The organism is Bradyrhizobium sp. LB13.1 (assembly GCF_054056815.1).
Window position 1 is genome coordinate 142,426 of record NZ_JBSRYQ010000001.1, and the last position, 22,796, is coordinate 165,221.

General features: G+C 64.0%; 22 protein-coding genes and 1 pseudogene. 11 read left to right on the forward strand and 12 right to left on the reverse strand.

Annotated elements, in window-relative coordinates:
- Positions 1-2 precede the first annotated feature (2 nt).
- The 5 genes from ACVWYI_RS00685 to cobS form a co-directional block, all read right to left on the reverse strand.
- Positions 3-410 carry a hypothetical protein gene (locus ACVWYI_RS00685; RefSeq protein WP_247448221.1) on the reverse strand — a complete coding sequence of 136 codons (408 nt, stop codon included), beginning with the start codon at positions 408-410 and terminating at the stop codon, positions 3-5.
- 335 nt (positions 411-745) lie between these two features.
- The gene (locus ACVWYI_RS00690) at positions 746-1,858 is read right to left on the reverse strand and encodes an NADH:flavin oxidoreductase/NADH oxidase (protein WP_456660930.1); all 1,113 of its coding nucleotides are present in this window, start codon (positions 1,856-1,858) and stop codon (positions 746-748) included.
- Between the two features lie 126 nt (positions 1,859-1,984).
- Positions 1,985-3,058: an esterase-like activity of phytase family protein gene (locus ACVWYI_RS00695; protein ID WP_456660931.1), complete on the reverse strand. Its 1,074-nt coding sequence runs from the start codon at positions 3,056-3,058 to the stop codon at positions 1,985-1,987.
- Entirely contained in the window at positions 3,055-4,959 is a 1,905-nt protein-coding gene (gene cobT / locus ACVWYI_RS00700) for a cobaltochelatase subunit CobT (protein WP_456660932.1), read from the reverse strand. The genes ACVWYI_RS00695 and cobT overlap by 4 nt, the downstream gene beginning before the upstream one ends.
- Before the next feature lie 145 nt (positions 4,960-5,104).
- Entirely contained in the window at positions 5,105-6,103 is a 999-nt protein-coding gene (gene cobS / locus ACVWYI_RS00705) for a cobaltochelatase subunit CobS (protein ID WP_456660933.1), read from the reverse strand.
- Positions 6,104-6,400: 297 nt separating this feature from the next.
- On the opposite strand from cobS, the gene ACVWYI_RS00710 reads away from it, so the two are divergent.
- Positions 6,401-7,060 (forward strand): DedA family protein, encoded by a 660-nt coding sequence (locus ACVWYI_RS00710; RefSeq protein WP_456660934.1) that lies wholly within the window; start codon positions 6,401-6,403, stop codon positions 7,058-7,060.
- A gap of 214 nt (positions 7,061-7,274) precedes the next feature.
- Here ACVWYI_RS00710 and ACVWYI_RS00715 read toward each other — a convergent pair whose 3' ends face one another.
- The gene (locus tag ACVWYI_RS00715; protein ID WP_456660935.1) at positions 7,275-8,483 is read right to left on the reverse strand and encodes a sensor histidine kinase; all 1,209 of its coding nucleotides are present in this window, start codon (positions 8,481-8,483) and stop codon (positions 7,275-7,277) included.
- An 853-nt stretch (positions 8,484-9,336) separates the two neighbouring features.
- Between ACVWYI_RS00715 and ACVWYI_RS00720 the strand changes: the two genes are divergently transcribed.
- Entirely contained in the window at positions 9,337-9,531 is a 195-nt protein-coding gene (locus tag ACVWYI_RS00720; RefSeq protein WP_456660936.1) for a hypothetical protein, read from the forward strand.
- 218 nt (positions 9,532-9,749) lie between these two features.
- Here the strand turns inward: ACVWYI_RS00720 and ACVWYI_RS00725 are convergent, their stop codons facing one another.
- Both ACVWYI_RS00725 and ACVWYI_RS00730 read right to left on the reverse strand, forming a co-directional pair.
- On the reverse strand, positions 9,750-9,878 hold the full coding sequence (locus tag ACVWYI_RS00725; RefSeq protein WP_456660937.1) for a hypothetical protein: 129 nt from the start codon (positions 9,876-9,878) through the stop codon (positions 9,750-9,752).
- A gap of 61 nt (positions 9,879-9,939) precedes the next feature.
- Positions 9,940-11,169: a citrate/2-methylcitrate synthase gene (locus tag ACVWYI_RS00730; RefSeq protein ID WP_456660938.1), complete on the reverse strand. Its 1,230-nt coding sequence runs from the start codon at positions 11,167-11,169 to the stop codon at positions 9,940-9,942.
- Positions 11,170-11,247: 78 nt separating this feature from the next.
- On the opposite strand from ACVWYI_RS00730, the gene ACVWYI_RS00735 reads away from it, so the two are divergent.
- Positions 11,248-12,342, forward strand: coding sequence for a citrate synthase/methylcitrate synthase (locus ACVWYI_RS00735; RefSeq protein WP_456660939.1), 1,095 nt, complete (start codon positions 11,248-11,250; stop codon positions 12,340-12,342).
- A 150-nt stretch (positions 12,343-12,492) separates the two neighbouring features.
- On the opposite strand, the gene ACVWYI_RS00740 is transcribed toward ACVWYI_RS00735, so the two are convergent.
- Entirely contained in the window at positions 12,493-13,128 is a 636-nt protein-coding gene (locus tag ACVWYI_RS00740) for a J domain-containing protein (RefSeq protein WP_456660940.1), read from the reverse strand.
- A gap of 159 nt (positions 13,129-13,287) precedes the next feature.
- Between ACVWYI_RS00740 and ACVWYI_RS00745 the strand changes: the two genes are divergently transcribed.
- The gene (locus tag ACVWYI_RS00745) at positions 13,288-13,557 is read left to right on the forward strand and encodes a BolA family protein (RefSeq protein ID WP_456660941.1); all 270 of its coding nucleotides are present in this window, start codon (positions 13,288-13,290) and stop codon (positions 13,555-13,557) included.
- 162 nt (positions 13,558-13,719) lie between these two features.
- On the opposite strand, the gene ACVWYI_RS00750 is transcribed toward ACVWYI_RS00745, so the two are convergent.
- The 3 genes from ACVWYI_RS00750 to ACVWYI_RS00760 all read right to left on the reverse strand — a co-directional run bounded on the left by ACVWYI_RS00750 (position 13,720) and on the right by ACVWYI_RS00760 (position 16,885).
- The gene (locus ACVWYI_RS00750) at positions 13,720-15,024 is read right to left on the reverse strand and encodes an HlyC/CorC family transporter (RefSeq protein WP_456660942.1); all 1,305 of its coding nucleotides are present in this window, start codon (positions 15,022-15,024) and stop codon (positions 13,720-13,722) included.
- A 92-nt stretch (positions 15,025-15,116) separates the two neighbouring features.
- Positions 15,117-16,265: a 3-dehydroquinate synthase gene (gene aroB / locus ACVWYI_RS00755; RefSeq protein ID WP_247340103.1), complete on the reverse strand. Its 1,149-nt coding sequence runs from the start codon at positions 16,263-16,265 to the stop codon at positions 15,117-15,119.
- Positions 16,262-16,885: a shikimate kinase gene (locus tag ACVWYI_RS00760; protein WP_247340104.1), complete on the reverse strand. Its 624-nt coding sequence runs from the start codon at positions 16,883-16,885 to the stop codon at positions 16,262-16,264. The genes aroB and ACVWYI_RS00760 overlap by 4 nt, the downstream gene beginning before the upstream one ends.
- 174 nt (positions 16,886-17,059) lie before the next feature.
- Between ACVWYI_RS00760 and ACVWYI_RS00765 the strand changes: the two genes are divergently transcribed.
- The 7 genes and pseudogenes from ACVWYI_RS00765 to ACVWYI_RS00795 all read left to right on the forward strand — a co-directional run bounded on the left by ACVWYI_RS00765 (position 17,060) and on the right by ACVWYI_RS00795 (position 22,796).
- Positions 17,060-17,206 (forward strand): histidine kinase, encoded by a 147-nt coding sequence (locus ACVWYI_RS00765; RefSeq protein ID WP_247340106.1) that lies wholly within the window; start codon positions 17,060-17,062, stop codon positions 17,204-17,206.
- Between the two features lie 17 nt (positions 17,207-17,223).
- Positions 17,224-18,208, forward strand: a pseudogene (gene xerD, locus ACVWYI_RS00770) (site-specific tyrosine recombinase XerD).
- Positions 18,209-18,517: 309 nt separating this feature from the next.
- The gene (locus tag ACVWYI_RS00775; protein WP_247340112.1) at positions 18,518-19,480 is read left to right on the forward strand and encodes an acetyl-CoA carboxylase carboxyltransferase subunit alpha; all 963 of its coding nucleotides are present in this window, start codon (positions 18,518-18,520) and stop codon (positions 19,478-19,480) included.
- 443 nt (positions 19,481-19,923) lie between these two features.
- A complete protein-coding gene (locus ACVWYI_RS00780) occupies positions 19,924-21,462 on the forward strand; it encodes a L,D-transpeptidase family protein (protein WP_354050193.1) in 1,539 nt (512 codons plus the stop codon).
- 101 nt (positions 21,463-21,563) lie between these two features.
- The gene (locus ACVWYI_RS00785; protein WP_456660943.1) at positions 21,564-22,058 is read left to right on the forward strand and encodes a hypothetical protein; all 495 of its coding nucleotides are present in this window, start codon (positions 21,564-21,566) and stop codon (positions 22,056-22,058) included.
- A gap of 106 nt (positions 22,059-22,164) precedes the next feature.
- A complete protein-coding gene (locus tag ACVWYI_RS00790) occupies positions 22,165-22,395 on the forward strand; it encodes an AbrB/MazE/SpoVT family DNA-binding domain-containing protein (RefSeq protein ID WP_247340121.1) in 231 nt (76 codons plus the stop codon).
- Positions 22,392-22,796, forward strand: coding sequence for a PIN domain-containing protein (locus ACVWYI_RS00795; RefSeq protein ID WP_247340122.1), 405 nt, complete (start codon positions 22,392-22,394; stop codon positions 22,794-22,796). Before ACVWYI_RS00790 ends, ACVWYI_RS00795 begins: the two co-directional genes overlap by 4 nt.

A 22,796-nucleotide genomic window follows, 5' to 3' on the forward strand; every position in this document is an offset into this window, starting at 1 on the left:
ACCTACTTCCGCATCCGCGCCTTCGCCCCCGCGACGATCTGCATCGCGACGCCTGCGATCCAGCCCAACAGGGCGAACCAGCTCCACGCGATGTGCGGATCGAGGCGGAGCACGATGATGGCGACCGAGGCGAATGCGGTCAGCGTGGCGCAGAGCGTGCCGGCGGAGCTCAACAGCTCCGCGGCGTCGATGTCGCCGTGGGCCTCGTCGAAGGGCAGCTGCGGCGTGTCGATGCCGAGATAGAAGCCGACGAAGCCCAGCACCATCATCAGCAGCAGGAACCCCTCCGTGGTGAGCGCGGGTATCACAGATCCCACATAGGCGCCGACGAACAGCCCGCACGCCGCGCCTGCCATCGCAAGACCCACGCGCTCGATAACGTGGGCAGCTTTCCGGACACGAAACCGCATGGCGGGCCTCCGTGACGAATTGGAGTGCGCGCGAGGTTAGGCCAGTTTTGCCTGACGTGGAAGGTGAGAGGGGTTACGGATGCGTGAGGTTAACTCCCTCTCCCGCAAGCGGCAGGGCTATCGCATATCACGTCCTGGCGGAGGCTGAGCGAGCGCCTCGTCCTTCGAGACAACCGCTTTGCGGTCTCCTCAGGATGAGGCTGAGCGGCATCCTTGCCTGCCGAAAGTGCTACCGCGCACTCCGTCCTCATCCTGAGGGCCCGCCAAAGGCGGGCGTCTCGAAGGATGGGCGGCAGAAAGATGGGCGGCAGAAAGATGGGCGGCAGGTGAAGACCTCACCTCGCCCCGAACGTGGTCTTGCCGAACAGCGCCTTCTGTGTCGACGGCTGCGAGCGCCAGTATTGCGGCGGCGCCTCGACTTCGCCGCCGACGTCCGCTGCGGCGTGCCAGGCCCAGCGGGGATCGTAGAGCATGCCGCGGGCGAGCGCGACCATGTCGGCCTTGCCGGATGCGACGATCTCTTCGGCCTGCTTTCCATCGGTGATCAGGCCGACGGCGATGGTGGGCAATCCGGTCTCGCGCTTGATGGCCTCTGCGAACTGCACCTGGTAGCCGGGGCCGAGCGGGATCTTCTGCAGCGGCGAGACGCCGCCGGAGGAGGCATCGATCCAGTCGACGCCGCGCGCCTTCAGCGCGTTGGCGAATGCGATGGTCTGCGCCAGATCCCAGCCGCCCTCGACCCAATCGGTCGAGGACACCCGCATGCCGACCGGCTTGTCGTGCGGAAACACCGCGCGCACCGCATCGTAAACCTCCAGCGGGAAGCGCATGCGGTTTTGCAAGCTACCGCCGTATTCGTCGGTGCGCTTGTTCGAGATCGGCGACAGAAACTGATGCAGGAGATAGCCGTGCGCGCCGTGCAGCTCGATCGCGTCGATGCCGATGCGATCCGCGCGTTTCGCGGACTCGACGAAAGCGTCGCGGATGCGCTTGAGGCCTGCGGTGTCGAGCGCGAGCGGCGCGGCCTCGCCTTCCTTGTGCGGCAGCGCGGACGGCGCCACGGCCTGCCAGCCGCCTTCGCTCAGCGGAATCAGCTGGCCGCCGTCCCAGGGCCGCGCGCTCGAGGCTTTCCGGCCCGCATGCGCGAGCTGCATCGCGACCGCCGTGGAGGAATGTTTGCGCACCGAGCTGAGGACCTGTTTCAGCGCGGCCTCGGCTGCGTCGCTGTAGAGCCCGAGGCAGCCCGGCGTGATGCGGCCGATCGCCTCGACATGGGTCGCCTCGATGCAGAACATCGCCGCGCCCGACAGGCTGAGATTGTTGATGTGGGTGAAGTGCCAGTCATTGGCGACGCCGTCGTCGGCCGAATACTGGCACATCGGCGACACCACGATGCGGTTCTTCAGTGTCAGGCCGCGCAGCTTGATCGGGGAAAACAGGGCGCTCATGCGGGGGGAGTTCCGGAGGATGGAGGGGCGACAGAGGGAGTGTAGTGATGGAAACGCGGATTGCCAGCCGCGCGGAGGGAATGGCGGCCCGTAACGTCATGCATTGCGGGAGCGCGCCGGGCCGCCCTACTCCACCAGCGCGAACTGCAACAGCAGCGTCCGCTGGAGCAGCGAGAAATTGTCGTCCGACACCAACGTCAGCACGGTCTCGCCGTCGGCGGTGACGTGGGCGTCGATGCCTTCCATGTTGTCGATCTCGTGGCCGAGATCGGCCTTGAACAGCACGGGGCCGTCGACCACGGCGCCCGGCGCGATCGACTTCAGGGGGATCGCGCGGATACGGATATCGATGCCGGTGAACCAGGAGAATTTGCGCTCGAGGATCAGGAGATCGCCCGAGGGCAGCAGCACGGCGTCGCTGATGAACTGCTGGTCGGTGCGGCGAATGCTGAACTGGCCCGGCGTGGGGCCGCCGATCAAAAATCCGATCAGATTGCCGTCGGCATCGAAGCCGCCCTCCGACAGCGCGATCAAGCTGCCCGCAAGCGGCTGGCCTGTGGGGACAAACACCAGCGCCTCGAGCCCCTTGTTGTAGGGCAGCTTGCGCACCGCCGGCGGCGTCTGCAGCACCTCGCCGCGGGCGCGGATGCCGCCCTTCGAAAAATCGAAACGCATGATCTGGTTGACGCGCTCGAGCCCGACATAGACCAACGAGCCGTCACGCGCGAGCGACTCGGTATCGTACCACAGGCGCTTATCGGTGATCGGCCGTCCCTCCGCATTGAGCACCGGCGCGGCCTCGACGTCGTCGAGACCCGTCATGCTCCGTCCGGAATAGCGGATCGCGCCGGTGAACCAGGTGCCCTGGTCGGAGATCGCGAGAAAGCGCTCACCCTTGGTATCGAGGAAGCGAAAGCCGGACAGGCCGCCGAAGCCGCGATGCGGCGAGGTCAGCACAAGGCCGCTGCGATACTCCAGCGAACCGAAGCGCGTGCGTGAACCGTCGCGCGGTGCGAAATTCGGAATCGGCCGCGCGTTCACCTCGATGCGGACGGGCGCGGCGACGACGTGCTCGATCAGCGAGGTGCGCGGCGGCGGCTCGGTCGCAGGCTGCGCCTGCGCCAGGCGAGAAAGTGCGAGAATGGAAAATCCCGCCGCCGCTTGGCCGATAAAGCTGCGGCGGGATCGATGGTTGCTCACGAATGCAATTTGCGTCGCGGGCGGTTGACCGGTTGCGTGGGTGCGGTGTTGGTCTCGCTGAAGAGTTCGGCGAGTTTTTCCGTGATGGCACCGCCGAGCTCTTCGGCATCCACGATTGTCACCGCGCGGCGATAATAGCGCGTGACGTCATGGCCGATGCCGATCGCGATCAGCTCGACCGGCGAGCGGGTCTCGATCTCCTCGATGATGTGGCGCAGATGCCGCTCGAGGTAGTTGCCGGGATTGACCGACAGCGTGGAATCGTCGACCGGCGCGCCGTCGGAGATCATCATCAGGATCTTGCGCTGCTCGGGCCGGCCGAGCAGGCGCTTGTGCGCCCAGTCCAGCGCCTCGCCGTCGATGTTCTCCTTCAACAGCCCCTCGCGCATCATCAGGCCAAGGTTTTTTCGCGCACGACGCCACGGGGCATCTGCCGATTTGTAGATGATGTGCCTGAGATCGTTGAGACGGCCGGGATTGGCCGGCTTGCCGGCGGCAAGCCACGCCTCGCGCGATTGCCCGCCCTTCCAGGCGCGCGTGGTGAAGCCCAGAATCTCGACCTTGACGCCGCAACGCTCCAGCGTGCGGGCGAGGATGTCGGCGCAGGTCGCCGCGACCGTGATCGGGCGTCCGCGCATCGAGCCGGAATTGTCGAGCAGCAGCGTCACCACGGTGTCGCGGAAGGTCGCCTCCTTCTCATGCATGAAGGACAGCGGGTGATAGGGATCGGTCACCACCCGCGACAGGCGCGCGGGATCCAGAATGCCCTCTTCGAGATCGAACTCCCAGGCGCGGTTCTGCTGCGCCATCAGCCGGCGCTGCAGGCGGTTGGCGAGACGGGCGACGATGCCCTGCAGATGCGCGAGCTGCTTGTCGAGATAGGCGCGCAGGCGCTCCAGCTCGTCATGGTCGCAGAGGTCTTCAGCGGCGATGATCTCGTCGAATTTCGGCGCGAAGGCGTGATATTCCGGCCCGCGCGGCTCGTTCTTGCCGTGCGAGTTCGGACGCGTCGCCTCGCCCGGCGTCTCGTCGTCGCCGAGCTCAGCGTCGTCGAAGGTATCGGAGGTCGAGGCCTGCGCGCTTTCCATCGCGCTCTCGCTCATATCTTCCGAGCTGGCCTGCGCCTGGTCGGCGCTCATCTCCTGCGCGGCGTCGGAATCGGGCGAGCCCTCGGCGCCGGACTGGTCGTTGTCGCCGTCCTGATTGTCCTCGTTGTCGTCGTTGTCTTCACTGTCGGCATTGCGCTCGTCGCCGATCTCGAGCGCGGTCAACAGATCATGCACGGCATCGCCGAACCTGGTCTGGTCCTCGACCAGGATATCGAGCCGGTCGAGCCGCTTGCCGATCTTGTCTTCGAGAATGGGACGCCAGAGGTCGACGACCTTCTTGGCAGCCGTCGGCGGCGCCATGCCGGTCAGGCGCTCGCGCACCAGCATCGCCAGCGCGTCCGCAAGCGGTGCGTCGGCGCGGTCGGTGATCTCGTCGAACTTGCCGCGATGGAAATGGTCGTCGAGCATCGCGGTGAGGTTTTTGGCAACGCCCGCCATGCGACGCGCGCCGATCGCCTCGACGCGGGCCTGCTCAACCGCCTCGAACACGCCGCGCGCCTGCGGATTGCCGGGCATCAGCTTGCGATGCAGTTTTGGATCGTGACAGGCGAGCTTGAGCGCGATGGAATCGGCGTGGCCGCGCACGATCGCAGCATCCCGCTTGGTCATTTTTCGCGCAGGCTCAGGCAGCCGCGCCTTGCCCGGCGCGAGCCCGGGACGCTCCGCGGCGAAGCTGACATCGAGCTCGGGCGATTTGGCGATCGCCTTCAGGCAGGCCGCGACCGAGCGCTTGAACGGCTCGGTCGGAGCTTCCTTGGTGTTACGAAATTTGGAATTGGATGACGTGCTCATCTCGCCTTTACCCGTCGTCCCGGCGAAGGCCGGGATCCATAACCACCGGCGATCATTGCGTCAGGAAAAACTACCCGTGTCGATCTAATCGAGAGACCTCGCGGTATGGGTCTCGGCCTTCGCCGGGACGACATACCGAGAGAAATCAGCTGAGGGCCACGTTGACCGAGGATTCCGGCAGCTCCGCGTTGAAGCAGCGCTGGTAGAACTCGGCGACCAGCGGACGCTCGAGTTCGTCGCATTTGTTGAGGAAGGTGACCCGGAACGCAAAGCCGATATCGCTGAAAATGTCGGCGTTCTCCGCCCAGGTGATCACCGTGCGCGGGCTCATCACCGTCGACAGATCGCCATTGGCGAAGGCGTTACGGGAGAGATCGGCAAGGCGCACCATCTTGTTGACGATGTCGCGGCCCTCCGGGGTGCGATAATGCTTGGCCTTCGCCAGCACGATCTCCACTTCCTCGTCATGGCTGAGATAGTTCAGCGTGGTGACGATCGACCAGCGGTCCATCTGGCCCTGGTTGATCTGCTGGGTGCCGTGATAGAGGCCCGAGGTATCGCCGAGACCGACGGTGTTCGCGGTCGAGAACATGCGGAACGCCGGATGCGGCTTGATCACCTTGTTCTGGTCGAGCAGCGTCAGGCGGCCGGAGACTTCCAGCACGCGCTGGATCACGAACATCACGTCCGGGCGTCCGGCGTCATATTCGTCGAACACCAGCGCGATGTTGTGCTGGAGCGCCCAGGGCAGGATGCCGTCGCGGAATTCGGTGACCTGCTTGCCGTCGCGGACCACGATCGAGTCCTTGCCGACGAGATCGATACGGCTGATATGGCTGTCGAGGTTGACGCGCACGCAGGGCCAGTTCAGCCGCGCAGCGACCTGCTCGATATGGGTGGATTTGCCGGTGCCGTGATAGCCGGTGACCATGACGCGGCGGTTCCGGGAAAAGCCGGCGAGAATGGCGAGCGTGGTGGCGCGGTCGAAACGGTAGTCGGAATCAACTTCGGGTACATGAGGATCGACTTCGGAATAGGCCGGCACTTCGAGATCGGTGTCGATCCCAAAGACCTGGCGCACCGACACCTTCATGTCGGGCAGACCGGAAACTTCCTCAACTTTGGACAGGGCGGCGGTCGTCATCAATCCTCCGAGGCCCCGGGCGGTCCCGAGACCAGTTATTTGCACGTTGGCTGCGGCTGGGTGCGGTGGCGAACTTATCAGAGACAACGTGCGGGCAGAAGCCCGCCCCCCAATCAAAGTTCCGTTGTCTTTTCATTTAGATAGGCAAGGAACGCAGATTTTGGAGGGCTGCCTTGCGAATCACGCTTGAACTTCGTGCCGGATGCGCGGCCCTGCGCACGTGGGTGGCACTTTTACCGCCGCTTGTTACTTATGTAGGGTCTGAACCCCACAGCTCAATCCCACCACAGAGACGATGTGACGTCCTTCCTCGATCCCTTCATTTCATTCGTCTCGGCCCATGCGTGGCTGGCCTATCTGACCCTGTTCCTGGCGGCCCTGCTGGAGGCGGTTCCGGTGGTCGGCTCGGTGATTCCCGGCTCGACCATCATCCTGGCGCTGAGTGCGCTGGTTCCGGGCGGCGAGCTGAAGCTGCAATGGGTCCTGCTGGCGGCGGCAATTGGCGCTGTGCTCGGCGACGGGTCGGCCTACTGGATCGGGCACCGGCAGCAGCGCGAGATTCTCAACACCTGGCCGCTGACCAACTATCCCCGCGTGATCGAGCAGAGCGAAAACTTCTTCCGCCGCTTCGGCGCCTGGGCCGTGTTCTTGGCCCGCTTCGTGCCGCCGATCCGGGCCTTTGTGCCGGTCACCGCCGGCGCGCTGGGCATGCCCCCGGCCCGCTTCTACGCCATCAACGTCCCCGCGATTTTGGTCTGGGCGCCCGCGCATGTGCTGCCGGGTGTTTTGGCGGTGTCGGTGCTGCATGAATATGCCGGGCTGCCGCATCATGATCATCTCGGCAAACACATCTGGATTCTCAGTGTGGTGGGCGGAGCGATCATTCTGGGACTGACGATCTGGTTTTACCGTCGCCGCCACGGAGCCGTCGTCGCGGAAGCAAAGCCGCGGGCTTAGACCTCAGCGTACCAGTTGGGGAAACTCCTACAACGGCGACCATCGTCGCTGTTTGCCGAACATCACTCGACCCGTTATGTCAGCGTCATCGCCCGGCCTCGAGCGGAGATCGAACGAACATCACCGTTGGATAGAGCCCGAAAATCAATCTCATAAGCACCCCGCGACGGGTCGCGTTGCCGCAAATGCTGACCTGACCCTTTCGAGATCGGCGCTAGCGTAAGAGGATTGCTTCGGGCGGCACCGCGACCGAGCCAAGCGGCACATCCAATGAATAGATGAACCCACCGGGTTCGTAGGCAAGTTGCACCCGACCGGTCAGCTGTTGGCCGAGAGACTCCATCATTCGGGTGCCGAAGCTTCGCCGGGTTGCAGGCTCCACGGCCGGACCGCCTCTTTCCATCCAGACCAGGCGGAGTCTCTGCTTCAGCTCGTCTATCGTCCACGTAATTTCGACGCGGCCCGCAGGAACCGACAACGCCCCGAACTTGGTGGTGTTGGTGCACAGCTCGTTGACGGTCATCGCGAGCGCGATGACCGCTGCGGATGTAATCCTGATGTCCGGTCCGTTGAAATGAAAGCGTCGATCGCCCTGGCCGTCATAGGGCTCCGTCGCGCTGCTCAGCGTGTGAGTAAGGCTGGCATCCGCCCAACTGACCTGCATCAGCAGATCGTGCGCTCGTCCCAATGCCGTCAGCCTTCCCTCCATTGCCTTCTGTCCGTGCTCTATGCTGGGGGCTGCGCGGAAGCTCTGGGACGCGATAGCGCTGACCATCGCCAGCGTATTCTTGACGCGATGATGAAGCTCCCCGAGGATCAACTTCTGCAATTTGTCAGCGGCTTGTCGCTGCTCGGCGTCGATCCCGGCCTGGATAAGGAGGGCCTGCGCGTCAATCCCGGCCTGTTCAAGCAGCAGGCGAAGGCTGTCGTTCTCCGCGGAAAGGACGGCATCCTGCGCGTGGTGGGACTCGGAATCAGCTGCCACCGGGGCGCGAAGCGTCTGATCCGCCGGCCATTCGGTTGGTCCCGGAACAATCCTGAGCGCCCCCGCACCCACCATTTTCTGCAACTCGGCAATCATCTGCTCGACGCCGAGCGGTTTGCCGAAGAAGCGGCTATTCTCCGGCCTTTCCGCGTCAGATGGCTTCACTTGACCCGAAACCAGTATGATCTTGATCGAGGGCCAGCGCTCGTGCACCGCATGCGCGAGTTTCAAACCATCGATGCTTCCGGGCATCTGGATGTCCGTAAATAGCAGCGAGATGTCCGAGCGGGACTCGAGAATCGATATCGCCTCGTCGGCGTTGACGGCCTCGACAGGATGAAAGCCGGCATCCACCACGATGTCGACTGCGCGCATGCGCAGGACCATTTCGTCCTCGACGACAAGCACATTCGGTACCGAAACTGGATCTGCTGACATGGATGGCCTCACACTTTCGACGGAGCGGATGGATCGGTCCGGAGAATTGTTCGCGAATGGCGAAAAGGACTTGCCCGGCCAATCGGCGGCTCGGCGTGATTCGTGATGACTGGGTCTTTCGCACGAGACGACAAGCATTCGCGGCTTCCGTCAGCGCGTCATCTTCGATGAACGGATGAACGGAATCCAGCCTATCGGCGGGCGGTCACAAGACGAGCTTCCACGATTTTTCCGCCCTCGCCCCTGTCTTGCAAACAAGAGGCGGAGAAATCGGGCCAGATCTGTGTGGAGCAATTCGAAACTGCGGCCCGGACTTCAAGCCGGTCACCCTTGGCCATCGCGACGACCTCACTCGATTGCACCTCGGGGGCGAAACCCGGTAGGGCAATAACCAAAGCTCCGAGGAGCGAGACCATCGCCGTCGCCGAGAGTAATCTAAACATTTTGGGCTGCTGACTTTTTGGATCTTCGGTCCCGCCACTTCCGGGGACCACATTGGCAACAACCATAACGGAAGATGGTTCCACGAGAACAACTTGTATTTGTTCCGGCTCTCGGCCGCTTGTGTTGGCAACTCCCGACGCGAGTAAGTCTTCAGGCTATGACCGCGCCTAACGCGTCCGGTTGTTGGCAGAAAAGAGAGATCCCGAGCGCCCCAAGTGCTGGCGTGTCTCCGAGTGGCGCGAACCACGCTGAAAGAGGCGGTGGCCTATCCAGTTCGCACCGCGAAACGAATTAGATGGACTTCAGAACTCAACAGGCGCCTAGTTCCGCCATCGCCGCGTTGCCTTATGGCTCATATCGGCGACTGAGAGTCCGGTAATGCTCCCGCCCAACGCTTAAAGGAGCGGCTATGACCTGGCTTGTCAACAAATCGCCAACACTGCGTGAACGTCTTGCTGATGAACACAAGCGCATCGAAGCGGCGATGTCTCTTCTCGCACCCGGATTGAAACGCAACAAGCTTTTGGAGAAGCTTCGTCAGCTTGATGTCGCCGCGCAAACCAACGAATGGCTTTCATCTCCCGACCTGCGCGCACCACTCTAAACATGAACAAGGCCGTTGCAGTTGGCAGCCGGTTTTAGGGCCCTCACCTGAGCCCTCGTCATCCTCATCCGCGTCGTCGATAGGACATCCCAGGTTGCGCAGGCGTCTTGGCGCTGACTTGAGAAGTTGAGCCGGGCTCTTCACGATTTTATCCACAAGCGGCAACCCGCCTGATTTGTTTCAGCGAGTGAACCTTCACACCGCTCGTCCCGACCTATTTACATCCGGGATTTTGTTAGTTCCTTCCGGGGAAGAGATTCAGCGCCGCCGGCGATCGTTTCAACGCCCGGCGGCACTGCATTTACCAGCACCTCCAGCTTGATCTTCAAGGCCTCTTTGCCCTCCATGCGCGGCGTTCGTCATCTTTCATGGCGTTCCTCGCATCGCTTATGACTGGCGCGGCACTCCTTAGCTCTTGAACGCGGTAGCCGTCCCTCTCCGACCCGGCGCCGGGCCCACATAGCGGGCCCGCGGGCGGATCAGCTTGCCGTGCTGCAATTGCTCGCTCGCATGCGCGATCCATCCGACGCTGCGGGCCATTGCGAACAGCGCGAGCTCGCTGCCTACAGGCAGGCGCAGTGCGTGCACGAGCACCGCGAGCGCGTAGTCGATATTGACGAGCTCGCCGGTCGCCTCCGCGATGCGCTCCGGCACCTCCTTGGTGAATTTGCGCGGTGCGCCGGCGCGGGCCAGGGCATTCAGGAGCGACTGCGCGCGCCGATCGCCCCGCTTGTAGACGCCGTGACCGAAGCCGGCAAAGCGTTCGCCGAGCGCGACGCGTTCGCGGACCATTGGCTCGACGTCACGATCCACCAGCGCCTTGACGAGCTGCGAGGCGAGCACGCCGGCGCCGCCGTGCTTCGGCCCCTTCAGCGCGGCGAGGCCGGCGATGACGGAGTCATAAAGATTGAGGCCGGTCGAGGCCGCGCAGCGCGCGGTGAAGGTGGACGCGTTCAATTCATGCTCGGCGAGCAGAACCAGCGCGCGGCGGATGAGATCGGCCGCGTGCTTGTTGTCGGGCGCCCAGGCCCTGGCGATCTGCTGGTGCAACGGCTCGGCCGACGGCTCCGTGTTGAGCATGGTCGCGACCAGGAGCCGGACAATGCGCGCACCGACCATCGCACGTCCGTCATGTGCACGGGTGAAGGCGCGGGGATCGGCGCTCGATGCGAGCGCCAGCACCGCGATGGCGCGATCAATCGGCGCGGCGCGGCGCGCGGCCTGCGCGATCAGGCGCATCTCATCGGATATTGCTGGAAAGTTGTCAGGTGCAAAGGGATCGACGCCGGAGACGTCCCACAGAAGCGTCGCGGTGTGCTCCAGCGTGTCGTTCTCGGCGAGATCGACGCAATTGACGCCGCGATAGATCGCGCCGTCCTCGGTGATGGTGGATATCTCCGTATCCATGACCGGCAAATCGGCGTCGAAGCTGCGCAGGCCGCGCGGCTCCGGCGACGGCACCCGGCGCTCCTTGAGGGCGCGGACGTCCTCGGCGCGATAGCGGTTCTTGCGCGAGTCCGGCGTCGGCTCGGAGCGGACCAGGCCGCGGCTGACATAGGCGTAGAGCGTGGCCGGCGAGATCGCGAGTTCGGCGGCGGCCTCCCGGGCCGAGAGATAGAGCTCCTCAGAATTTTTCATATTGATTTATGTAATCAAGATTGATCAATCTGTCGAGAGGCCCGACCTTTCGCTGCATAGCAAAACGGAGATTGGGCCATGAACATCCACCTCACCAAGAGTCAGATCGGGCTGGACGGCGTTCCCGCGGCTGAGACCGTGCTGAGCCATGTCGACGGCGAGCGCGGCAAGCTGATCATCGTCGGCGAGCATGTCGGCCGACTGGCGAGCCAGTCGAGCTTTGAGGGCGTTACCGCCCGGCTCTGGAACGGCGCCAGCAAGACCACGCTGAGCGAAGCCAATGTGCGGGCGAACCTTGGCGCCGCACGCGAACGCGCTTTCGCGCGTTTGGCCGACCTGCTGCCGGCGACAAGCGGCATGGGCATCGTCGACGGGTTTCGCGCGGCGGTCGCGGGACTTCGCGCGGAGCACGGGCTGGAGCACGAGGCGACCATCGTCGGCGCATTTCCGGTGATCGCAGGTGCGCTGGTCCGGCGCGCCAAAGGTCTCGATCCGGTGGCGCCCGATCCGAGCGTGAGCCACGCCGCCGATACGCTCCGCATGCTGCACGGGAGCGCACCGGCGACGCGCGAGGTCACGGCGTTAGACGCCTATCTCGTCACGGTCTGCGATCACGGCATGAACGCCTCGACCTTCACCGCGCGCGTGGTGGCCTCGACGCAAGCCGATCTGTTCGCCGCCGTCACCGCCGGCTATTGCGCGCTCACCGGCCCGCTGCATGGCGGCGCGCCGGAGCCGGTGCTGGAAATGCTCGACGCGATCGGTTCGCGCGAGCGCATCCAGACCTGGGTCGATGCGGCGCTGGCACGCGGCGAGCGGATGATGGGTTTTGGTCACCGCGTCTATCGCGTGCGCGATCCCCGCGCCGACGTGCTCAAGACCGCGATCGAGGCGCTCGCCTCGGACGGCGCCGGCCTGCCGTTTGCCGGCGAGGTCGAGGCCTATATCCGCAGCGCGCTGCGCAAGAAGAATCCGGACCGGCCGCTGGAAACCAATGTCGAGTTCTTCACCGCGATCCTGCTCGATGCGCTGGCGGTTCCAAGACAGGCTTTTACGCCGATCTTCGCGGTGGCCCGCGCAGCCGGCTGGACCGCCCATGCGCGTGAGCAGCAGCGGACGGGGCGGTTGATCCGGCCGAGTTCGTCGTATGTGGGGACGATGCCGAACGAGTAGGGAATGCGTGGCCCGGAGCGGCGAGACGGGTGAGGGGTTGTCTCGACACCCTCATCTCTTGCAGTTGAATTCGCCGGGAGAAACCCCTCATCGGGCGCTTCGCGCCACCTTCTCCCGCAAGGGGAGAAGGGAAGAAAGCGAGTGCGGGACCTACGCCTCGCGCACCACGGTCTTCAGATAATTATACGCCTTGATGATCTCGATCAGGCGATCCTCCGTGGAGCGGTCGCCGCCGTTGGCATCGGGGTGGTGCTGCTTCACCAGCGCCTTGTACTTGGACTTGACGTCGGCGAGCGAAGAGTCGAGGCCGAGGCCCATCACCTGGAGCGCCTTGCGCTCGGCGTTCATGATCTTGCGCGTCTCGGCCTTGGGCGCGGCCTGCGGGCCGGCGCGCCAGCCGGAGCGGCCGTTGAGCTCCTGGAACATGCTGAACGGATCGAAGGCGCCGTCGATCTCGGCCTCCGCGCCTTTCTTGACGCCGCCATTGGCGCCCATCTTCCAGGTCGGACGGTGGCCGGTCAGCGCATCTTTCTGATAACGCGCGACCGCGTCGGCATTCATGCCGGAGAAGAAATTGTAGTTCTGGTTGTACTCGCGCACGTGGTTCAGGCAGAAGTGCCAGTATTCACGCTGGTTGTCGCGACCCTTGGGCGCACGATGGGCGCCCTTGTTCTGACACCCGGTCCATTCGCAGTTGACCACGGCGTCGCGCGGCTTCACTTCCGGCTGCTTGCCTTTCGGCTTGACCCGGATGGAGTCGAAGAACTTTGATGAATCGATCGGCATGACTGACTTTGACTACGCAATGCAAAAACCTTCAAGTCTTGACATTGCAATTAGCTGAAAACACATAGCCGAAGCTCCGCTTCGGCGTTCTCAAGAACGGCCGCCAGAGGCGGCCTGCGCAAACAACGGACAGCGACCTCGCACCTTAATGGCACATCCATGGCTATGAGAGATACTATCAGCAACAAGTTGCAGGAAGCCTTCACGCCGGAAAGCCTGCAGGTCGTCGACGAGTCACATTTGCATGAGGGCCACGCCGGCCATCGGCCGAGCGGCGAGACGCACTTCCGCGTATATATCGTGTCTCAGACCTTCAAAGGGAAGAGCCGCGTCGATCGCCACCGCATGATAAATGCGGCGCTGGCCGCGGAACTCTCCGGCAGTGTGCACGCGCTGGCCATCCACGCGCAGGCGCCGGGGGAAGGCTGAGGCTCATCACCCTCGGCTGGAGCCTCGTGCATCATCGAAAATGGTCGTCATGCCTGGGCTTGTCCCGGGCATCCACGTTCTTGGTGCGGCCAGTGAGACGTGGATGGCCGGGTCAAGCCCGGCCATGACGATGTGGAAGCTTCAGAGCCCCAAGCTACGGCGTCAAAACGAGGTCCCGGCCCTTCTCGGCTTCGCCTCGTCCACCTCCGACTCGCGCGGCACCGGTGAAATACGGAGCGCGGTGATGCGGTTGCGTTCGCGGCGGAGGACGCGGAAGCGGAAGCCGTGAAAGGTGAAACTCTGGCCGCGGTCGGGAATCGAGCGCGCCTCGTGAATGACGAGGCCGGCAACCGTGGTTGCCTCTTCGTCGGGCAGATGCCAGTCCAGGGCGCGGTTGAGGTCGCGGATCGGCACCGAGCCGTCGACGACGACCGAGCCGTCCGGCTGGGCGCGTACGCCCGCGACCACGACGTCATGCTCGTCGGAGATGTCGCCGACGATCTCTTCCAGAATGTCTTCCAGCGTCACAAGACCTTCAACTTCGCCGTACTCGTCGACGACCAGCGCGAAATGGGTCTTGCGGCGGCGGAACGCCTTGAGCTGCTCGGACACCGGCCGCATCTCCGGCACGAACCAGGGCGGCAGCGCGATGGTGGAGACGTCGATGCGCGAGGTGTCGCCGTCCGAGGCGCGGATCGCGCGCAACAGATCCTTGGCGTGGAGCACGCCGATGATGTTTTCCGGCTTCTCGCGCCACAGCGGGATGCGGGTGTATTCGGTCGCCAGCACCTCGCGCACCAGCTCTTCCGGCGGCAGGTCGGCGTTGATCATCGTCATCTCGGTACGATGGATCATGACGTCGGAAACCTGAAGCTCCCGCAGATCGAGCAGGCCGCCGAGCATGTCGCGATCCTGCTTCTCGAACTTGCCCTCGTGATGCAACAGGTCGACCGCGCCGCGCAGGCGTTCGGTCGGCGACAGGATCGCCTGGTGCTCGCCGGCGAGGCCAAACATACGCATCAACAGACGCACGATGACTTCCACGATTCTGAGCAGCGGCCCCAGCACGTACATCGTCATCCGCATCGGGCGCGCCACCGCAAGCGCCATGCGGTCGGGCGCGTTGATGGCGATGGTCTTCGGCAGCACCTCGGCGAAGATCACCACCAGCACGGTCATCACGCCGGTCGCATAGAGCACGCCGACATCGCCGAACCAGGACGTGAAGATGCTGGTGGCAAGGGCGGACGCACTGATATTGGCGATGTTGTTGCCGAGCAGCAGCGCGCCGATCAGGCGCTCGCGCATGGCGAGCAGTCGCGAGACCACGTCGGCGTCGCGGTTGCCCTGCTTGGAAAGCCGCAACATGCTGGCACGCGAGGCGCCGATCAGCGCGGTCTCGCTCGCGGCAAAGAAGCCCGAGACGAGCAGGCAGAGGACGACGATGGTGAATCCGAGCCAGTCCATGAACCACTCTGGTTTCTTGTTTTGACGCGTTTTCCTGACGCGAACCGGTACCCACTTCGCTCGAAAACGCTCTCACGCCGTTCAGCCGCGTATCACGCCTTGAGGGCGAGCTTGTCCTTGAGGAAATCGCGCACCGGAGCCGGCTCGACGTCCTTCGCGATGACGGCGCGCCCCACGGCCTCCAGCAGGATGAAAGTGAGCTTGCCGCGCTCGACCTTCTTGTCCTGTGACATCAGCGCCATCAGCGCATCGGCATCGGCAAGCCCTTCCTGCGCGAAGCCCGCGATGTCCTGCAAACGCGTCGGCAGGCCGGCCTCAATCAGATGCCGCTCGACGCGCGCGGCATCGGCTTCGCCGATCATGCCGAGCCTGGCCGAGAGCTGCGCCGCCAGCGTCATGCCGATCGCAACGCCCTCGCCGTGGAACAGACGATCGGAGAACCCAGTCGCCGCTTCCAGCGCGTGACCAAACGTGTGGCCGAGATTGAGCAGCGCGCGCTCGCCGGTCTCGCGTTCGTCGCGCGAGACGACGCCGGCCTTGGCGCGGCAGGAGGTCGCGATCGCATGCTCGCGCGCCGCGCCGCCCCTGGAGATGTCGGAATGGTTGTTCTCAAGCCAGGTGAAGAAGGCCTCATCGCCGAGCACGCCGTATTTGGCGACCTCGGCATAGCCGGCGCGGAATTGCCGCGGCGACAGCGTGTCGAGCACGGCGGTGTCGGCGACGACAAGCACCGGCTGGTGAAAGGCGCCGAGCAGATTCTTGCCCTGCGGCGAGTTGATGCCGGTCTTGCCGCCGACGGAGGAATCGACCTGTGCCAAAAGCGAGGTCGGGACCTGCACGAAATCGACGCCGCGGCGCAGGATCGCTGCCGCAAAGCCGGCGAGATCGCCGACAACGCCACCGCCAAGCGCGACGACGAGATCGTTGCGCTCGATCTTTGCGGCGATCAGGGCCTCGCTGACCTTTTCGAGCCCGGCATAGGTTTTCGAGATCTCGCCTTCCTCGACGACGATGCGCGATGTCGGGATGCCGGCGGCTGCGAGCGAGGCCTCGGCGGGTTCGAGCCAGTATTTTGCGACGGTGCGATCCGTCACGATCGCGGTGCGCACGCCGGGACGTAAACGCGCGACCCGTTCGCCCAGCGAGGCCAGCACGCCGCGGCCAATGACGATGTCATAGGCGCGATCGCCGAGCGCGACCTCGACGTTGACGGGATCGGAATGTTTCAAAGGCGCGGTCATCGTGCGGCACTCGCGACGTCGGCTGGTGGCGGGGACGCCTGTTCGCCGCAGAGATGGGCGCGCAGCGTCTCGATGGTCTCCTCGACGATCTTGTCGTGCGGCACGTCGCGCGAGGCGATGGTGAGGTCGGCATGGCCGTAGACCGGCTCGCGTTCAATGAGCAGGCGCGTCACGGTTCCTTCGGGGTCGGCGGTCTGGAGCAGCGGACGGTCGGCGCGCCGGCGCACGCGGCGCATGATGACGTCGGCATCGGCCTTGAGCCAGATCGAGATCGCCTTCGCCGCGATGCGGCCCCGCGTCTCCTCGCGCATGAAGGCGCCGCCGCCGGTCGCCAGCACGATGGGGCCGCCGTCGAGCAGACGCGCGATCACGCGGGCCTCGCCATCGCGGAAATGCGGCTCGCCGTGGCGCTCGAAGATTTCCGGTATGGTCATGCCGGCCGCCGCCTCGATCTCGGTGTCGGCATCGACGAAGGGCAGCTTGAGCCGGATCGCCATGCGGCGGCCGATGGTGGATTTGCCTACCCCCATCATGCCGACGAGCACGATCGAGCGCGCGCCCAGCGCCGACAGGATGTCGGCCTCGGGCGAAGCTTGGATCGGCAACGCGGCGTCGGACATTTGTCTCGCTCGAATAGGTCTCGCTCGAACTGCCGCCAAAGGCGGCATGCTTTGGCCACCTATACGACCCCAAAGGGGGCCTCGCCAGAGGACTCTTGCCACGAAACGGCGAACATGTTGGATGATTTCATTGGTTAATTCGGCCGCCCGAGACCCTCTCCGAGACCTTGCCCGATGCCCAGCCTGTTCCGCTTCCTGACGGTCGTCGCCGTAATCGCCGGCATTGTCTATGGCGTGGTCTTCGCGCTGGCGAACTTCGTCAACCCCAAGCCGCGGGAAATGACGGTGACGATCCCGGCGGACAAATTTCTCAAGAAATAGGAGCTAGGCTACCGGGCATGCGTGCCAGATCTTCCGCTAACAAGCCCTCAGATGCCAAGCTCACCGGCCTGTTCCTCGACATGCTCGCCGCGGAACAGGGCGCCGGCCCCAATACGCTCGATGCCTACCGCCGCGACCTCACCGATTTCTCGGAATTTCTCGGCCGCGTCGGCCATACATTTGCGGACGCCGAGACGCAGACGCTGCGCGACTATCTCGCCGACCTCGACACGCGCGGCTTCAAGTCCACCAGCGTCGCGCGGCGGCTGTCGGCGATGCGGCATCTCTACCGTTTTCTCCTCAACGAGCGCATCCGCGCTGAAGATCCCGCGGCGATCCTGTCCGGCCCCAAGCGCGGCCGCGGGCTGCCAAAGGTGCTGTCGATCGCGGATGTCGACCGCATGCTCCGCCGCGCCATGGAATTGAGTACGGCGGAAGATGCCTCGCCCTCGAAACGGCTGCGCGCTTTGCGGCTCTATTGCCTGCTCGAGGTGCTCTACGCCACCGGCCTGCGCGTCTCCGAGCTGGTGGCGCTGCCGCGCACCGCCGCAAAGCGCGACGCCCGCATGATCGTGGTACGCGGCAAGGGCAACAAGGAACGGCTGGTGCCGCTCAACGAGGCCTCGCGGCAGGCGATGGCGGATTATCTCGCGGCGACGGAAGCCGCCAAGGAAAACAACAAGACGGACAAGAAGAACAGCGTGGCGGCCTCGAAATGGTTGTTCCCCTCGTTCGGCGAGAGCGGGCATCTGACGCGGCAGCATTTTGCCCGCGACCTGAAGGAGCTCGCGGTCGCTTCCGGCCTGCAGGCCCGGCTGGTCTCCCCACACGTGATGCGCCATGCGTTCGCCAGCCACTTGACTTCACAACGGTGCCGATTTGCGGATCGTGCAGACGCTGCTCGGCCACACCGACATTTCGACGACCCAGATCTACACCCACGTGGTCGAGGAGCGGCTGAAGAGCCTCGTTCGCGACCTGCATCCGCTGGCGGAGAAGTAAGGTCTCGGGAGGCGCGCTCCCTCTCCCGCTCGCGGGAGAGGGTTGGGGAGAGGGTTTCTCCGCAACGGGACACTCCCCAAGAGGAGAAAGCCCTCACCCGGCGCTTCGCGCCGACCTCTCCCGCAAGCGGGAGAGGTGAACTAAACCGCCTTGACTTCGGCCACATCTCCGCAGAAAGAGCCGGGGCCTCACGATTGATTTGGCGGGCGACCTAAGAGTGCACAAGCCAACTCATTGAAGAAGCTACACTTCTTTCCGAAGGCTTGAATCTGCTTCGCCGCCTCGCCCCGCCCTCCCTATATTGAGTTGATGCCAGACCAGATGCGCAGCTATCTCGATTTCGAAAAGCCCGTCGCCGAGCTCGATTCCAAGCTCGACGAATTGCGGACGCTTGCGGCCTCCGGCAGCGACATCACTGATGAGATCGGGCGAATCGAGGACAAGGCAGCGCAGGCGCTGGCCGATCTCTATCTGAACCTGACGCCGTGGCAAAAGACGCTGGTCGCGCGGCATCCGCAGCGGCCGCATTTCAACGACTTCATCAAGGGCCTGATCACCGAGTTCACTCCGCTCGCCGGCGACCGCAAGTTCGGCGAGGACGAGGCGCTGGTCGCCGGCTTCGGCCGCTTCCGCGGCGAGGCCATCTGCGTGATGGGCCAGGAAAAGGGCGATTCCACCGAGAGCCGCATCAAGCATAATTTCGGCATGGCGCGGCCCGAGGGCTATCGCAAATGCGTGCGGCTGATGGAGATGGCCGAGCGCTTCGGCCTGCCGGTGCTGTCGCTCGCCGATTCCGCCGGTGCCTATCCCGGCATCGGCGCGGAAGAGCGCGGCCAGGCCGAGGCGATCGCGCGCTCGACCGATGCCTGTCTGGCGCTGACCGTGCCGAACGTCGCCATCATCACCGGCGAGGGCATGTCGGGCGGCGCCATTGCCATTACCACCGCCAACAAGGTCCTGATGCTGGAGCACGCGATCTACAGCGTGATCTCGCCCGAGGCAGCCTCCTCGATCCTGTGGCGCGACGGCTCCAAGGCGCAGGAAGCCGCCAACAACATGAAGATCACCGCCCAGGACATGCTCCGGTTCGGCGTAATCGACAGCATTCTGAAGGAGCCGGTCGGCGGCGCCCATCGCGACCCCGCCGCCATGATCGCCACCACGGGCGACGCCATCGCCAAGGCTTTTGACGAGCTCCGCGGCCTCGACGGCGACGCCGTCCGCAAGCACCGACGGCAGAAATTTCTCGATATCGGCCGGAAACTGGGCTGATTCGGGCCGCAACGGTGGTGTGCTCCCTCCCCCGCTCGCGGGGGAGGGTCGGGGAGAGGGTATCTCCCCACGCGACACTCCCGATGCCGGCCGAGCCCTCTCCCGGCCTCCCCCGCAAGCGGGGGAGGTGAAGAGCTACGCAGTAACTCCGCGTTAACCCTTTTTTTGCCCAAATCAGCGACCTGAGTACCGGTTTGGCCGCAAGGCCCAAGTTACGGCCCAGTTTAAGTCTTCGTTGACCACACCTTTGGGCCAACGGGCTCGTGATCCCCGCTCGGGTTGCGACCACATGCCCCAGAGGTTAGAATTTTAATCAATGGCTTCAGGGCATAAGCGCTGGAGTGTGATTGCGAAAAAGCCCGTCGCGACGGGCCCGGATGGCCGGTCGGATCATGCTTCAAGATTGGGGTTTGCGCGATGCCCGGCACGGTGTGGGGTCCGTCTTGATTTCTCGTTCGCTTGCTCGCGCGGTTTTGGCTTCGGTTGCGCTTGCCGCCAGCATTGTGCTGGCCGGCTGCGATACCGATCAGGTCTCGCTCGCGACCAACGCCAAGGCCAACCAGCCGGTCCCGCCAAAACTTCTCGCCGCGATGGTCGAAAAGGACATGGACCTGCAATCGCCGATCCTGGTGCGCCTGTTCAAGCAGGAGGCCGAGCTCGAGATCTGGAAGCAGGCCCGCAACGGCCAGTTCGCCCTGCTCAAGACCTATCCGATCTGCCGCTGGTCGGGCGATTTGGGGCCGAAGGTCCGTGAAGGCGACCGCCAGGCGCCAGAGGGATTCTATTCGATCAATCCGGGCCAGATGAATCCGCAATCGGCCTATTACCTCTCGTTCAACACCGGCTTTCCCAACGCATTTGATCGCGCGCTCGGCCGTACCGGCTCGCAGCTGATGGTGCATGGCGACTGTTCTTCGCGCGGTTGCTACGCGATGACCGACGAGCAGATCGCCGAGATCTATTCGCTCGGGCGCGAGTCCTTCTTCGGCGGCCAGAAAGCGTTCCAGTTCCAGGCCTATCCGTTCAAGATGACGCCGGTGAACATGGCCAAGCACCGGAACAATCCGAACATGCCGTTCTGGAAGATGATCAAGGAAGGCTATGATCATTTCGAAGTGACGCGGCAGGAGCCGAAGGTCGATTTCTGCGAGAAGAAATACGTCTTCGACGCAACCAAGGCGCCCGACGCCAAGCGTGATCCCGTGTTCGACGCCTCGGCAAAATGTCCGGCCTATGTGATCCCCGAGGACATCGCCCGCGCCGTGCGCGAGAAGGATGCGCGCGACCAGGCCGAGTACAACAAGCTGGTTTCGCGCGGCACACCGGTGGCGCGCATGAACACCGGCATCGACGGCGGCATGAACAAGATCTTTGCCGCGAAGATTCCGGAAGGCTCGACCGGTCTGTCCGAGGGCGCCGAAGGCACGACCTTGCAGATGCTGGCGATGGCGAAGGCGCCGGGCACGATCCCCGGCCACGTCAATCCGCCGAAGCCGAATCTCGACGCAGCCGCACCCTCGCCGCAGGCAGAGCCGGTCGTCGCCGTCAGCGCGCCCGCCAACGCCCGTGTCGCCAACGCCGCGCCGGCTGAGAAAGCCGGCTTCTTCTCCAACCTCGGCCGCAAGATGGGCATGGGCACCGCCGATACCACGGCGACCACGCCTCCACCGCAGGCCACCGCGTCCGTCGCCCCGGCCGCGCCGTCGACAACGCCGCCCACCGCAGCGTCGAGATTGAAAGCCGCAGTGACCCGGTTCGTGCCGGGACACGACAAATCCAAAGATACGGCCAAGGAGGCGCCGAAGCCGATCGTGGCCGCCAAACCCGCCGAGCCGGCGAAGCCCGACACCCGCCTCGCCGCGACGCGCCCAGCGCTGAAGCCGTCGGTGTCGGATGGTGCCGGTGAAGCGACGCAGATCATGGGAGCTGCGCCGGTGGTGTCATCGAACTCGTTCGACAGCCGCTTTGGGGCGGTGAAGTAAGACGAATCTAATCGCTTACAACGAAGCGGTTTCCTGCATTTTAGGTGCCGCCGTTGCGCCAGCAGCGTGCCTGATACTATTCAAGTCCAAGAAGCTGAGACTTGGACCGGGAGCAAACCGAGGAGATCGCTGGCACACTTTGGACGGAGAGCGAGATCTCCGCAGTGGTCGATAGCTATTTTCAGATGTTGATCTCCGAGAGGGCGGGCCTTGCCTACAGCAAGGCGCAGAATCGGCGCCAGCTCATGACGACCGTGCATCGGTCTGAAGGCTTGATCGAACGCAAGCTTCAAAACATCTCCGCCGTTCTCGATATGCTCGGAACGCAGTGGATCAACGGCTACAAGCCGTTAACGCACGATCAGGATGCTTTGGTGGCTGCCGTCGAGCGTAACGTCGGACGAGCGCCGGATTTTCTTTGCCCTGCGAGCATCGACATTCAACCGCTGACGCTCAACGATGATGCCGTCTTCGTTGCTCCGCCATCTGTTGCAGACTTCGAGAAGACAATGACACCCGCCGGCTGGTCGGAAAGTCGGTCCCAGCCGAGCGCGATGCCAGGAATCGTCAATTGGGGAAAGCCGCCTGGCGGATGACGTTCGCTGGGTTTCCGACCAGCGTTTTGGCTCATGTCTGGGCTACTTGCACTTGATGATATCCTGCTTAAGATATACAAATATATTGTATATCGTGGAGCAAGCAATGTTGGTTTCCAAATGGGGCAACAGCCTTGCGGTTCGCTTGCCCAAGAGACTCGTTGAAGCCTTGAACCTCGCCCCCGGCGACGAACTCGACGTCGTGAAGGCCTCGAAAGGCCAGATCGCGGTGGAGAAGATCGACAAGCGGGCAGAATTTCTCAAGCAGGCGGAACAGTTCCAATTTCCCCTGCCCGAAGGCTACGAATTCGACCGCGACGAGGCGAACGAGCGGTGAGCGCTTTCTTCGACAGCAACGTCCTGATCTATGCCTTTTCGACCGACGTCCGGCGGCAGCGCGCATTGACCACGATTGCCGGCGGCGGTGTCATCAGCACACAGGTGCTGAACGAGTTCACCAACGTGTTGCGCAAGAAGCAGAAACAGGATTGGCCTGTGATCGAAGCTGCGGTGCAATCGATCCGGTTTCGCTTTCCGGATACGGCACCGCTCACCGCCGACACGCACGCCGCGGCGCTTGCGCTTGCCCGCGACCACACGCTTGCTTTTTACGACGCGCTGATCATTGCCGCTGCGATCGAAGCCGGATGCGACACGCTCTACAGCGAGGACATGCAGCACGGCCGCAGCATCGGCGGACTCACCATTCTCAATCCGTTTCTCGGAAGCACGCCGTGA

Bases quoted from the DNA above. Each gene is read 5' to 3' on its own strand.
- ACVWYI_RS00685 (WP_247448221.1), bottom strand. From the start codon at position 410: ATGCGGTTTCGTGTCCGGAAAGCTGCCCACGTTATCGAGCGCGTGGGT.
- ACVWYI_RS00690 (WP_456660930.1), bottom strand. From the start codon at position 1,858: ATGAGCGCCCTGTTTTCCCCGATCAAGCTGCGCGGCCTGACACTGAAG.
- cobT (WP_456660932.1), bottom strand. From the start codon at position 4,959: ATGAGCACGTCATCCAATTCCAAATTTCGTAACACCAAGGAAGCTCCG.
- cobS (WP_456660933.1), bottom strand. From the start codon at position 6,103: ATGACGACCGCCGCCCTGTCCAAAGTTGAGGAAGTTTCCGGTCTGCCC.
- ACVWYI_RS00715 (WP_456660935.1), bottom strand. From the start codon at position 8,483: ATGTCAGCAGATCCAGTTTCGGTACCGAATGTGCTTGTCGTCGAGGAC.
- ACVWYI_RS00720 (WP_456660936.1), top strand. From the start codon at position 9,337: ATGACCTGGCTTGTCAACAAATCGCCAACACTGCGTGAACGTCTTGCT.
- ACVWYI_RS00725 (WP_456660937.1), bottom strand. From the start codon at position 9,878: ATGGAGGGCAAAGAGGCCTTGAAGATCAAGCTGGAGGTGCTGGTAAAT.
- ACVWYI_RS00730 (WP_456660938.1), bottom strand. From the start codon at position 11,169: ATGAAAAATTCTGAGGAGCTCTATCTCTCGGCCCGGGAGGCCGCCGCC.
- ACVWYI_RS00735 (WP_456660939.1), top strand. From the start codon at position 11,248: ATGAACATCCACCTCACCAAGAGTCAGATCGGGCTGGACGGCGTTCCC.
- ACVWYI_RS00740 (WP_456660940.1), bottom strand. From the start codon at position 13,128: ATGCCGATCGATTCATCAAAGTTCTTCGACTCCATCCGGGTCAAGCCG.
- ACVWYI_RS00745 (WP_456660941.1), top strand. From the start codon at position 13,288: ATGGCTATGAGAGATACTATCAGCAACAAGTTGCAGGAAGCCTTCACG.
- ACVWYI_RS00750 (WP_456660942.1), bottom strand. From the start codon at position 15,024: ATGGACTGGCTCGGATTCACCATCGTCGTCCTCTGCCTGCTCGTCTCG.
- aroB (WP_247340103.1), bottom strand. From the start codon at position 16,265: ATGACCGCGCCTTTGAAACATTCCGATCCCGTCAACGTCGAGGTCGCG.
- ACVWYI_RS00760 (WP_247340104.1), bottom strand. From the start codon at position 16,885: ATGTCCGACGCCGCGTTGCCGATCCAAGCTTCGCCCGAGGCCGACATC.
- ACVWYI_RS00765 (WP_247340106.1), top strand. From the start codon at position 17,060: ATGCCCAGCCTGTTCCGCTTCCTGACGGTCGTCGCCGTAATCGCCGGC.
- ACVWYI_RS00775 (WP_247340112.1), top strand. From the start codon at position 18,518: ATGCCAGACCAGATGCGCAGCTATCTCGATTTCGAAAAGCCCGTCGCC.
- ACVWYI_RS00790 (WP_247340121.1), top strand. From the start codon at position 22,165: ATGTTGGTTTCCAAATGGGGCAACAGCCTTGCGGTTCGCTTGCCCAAG.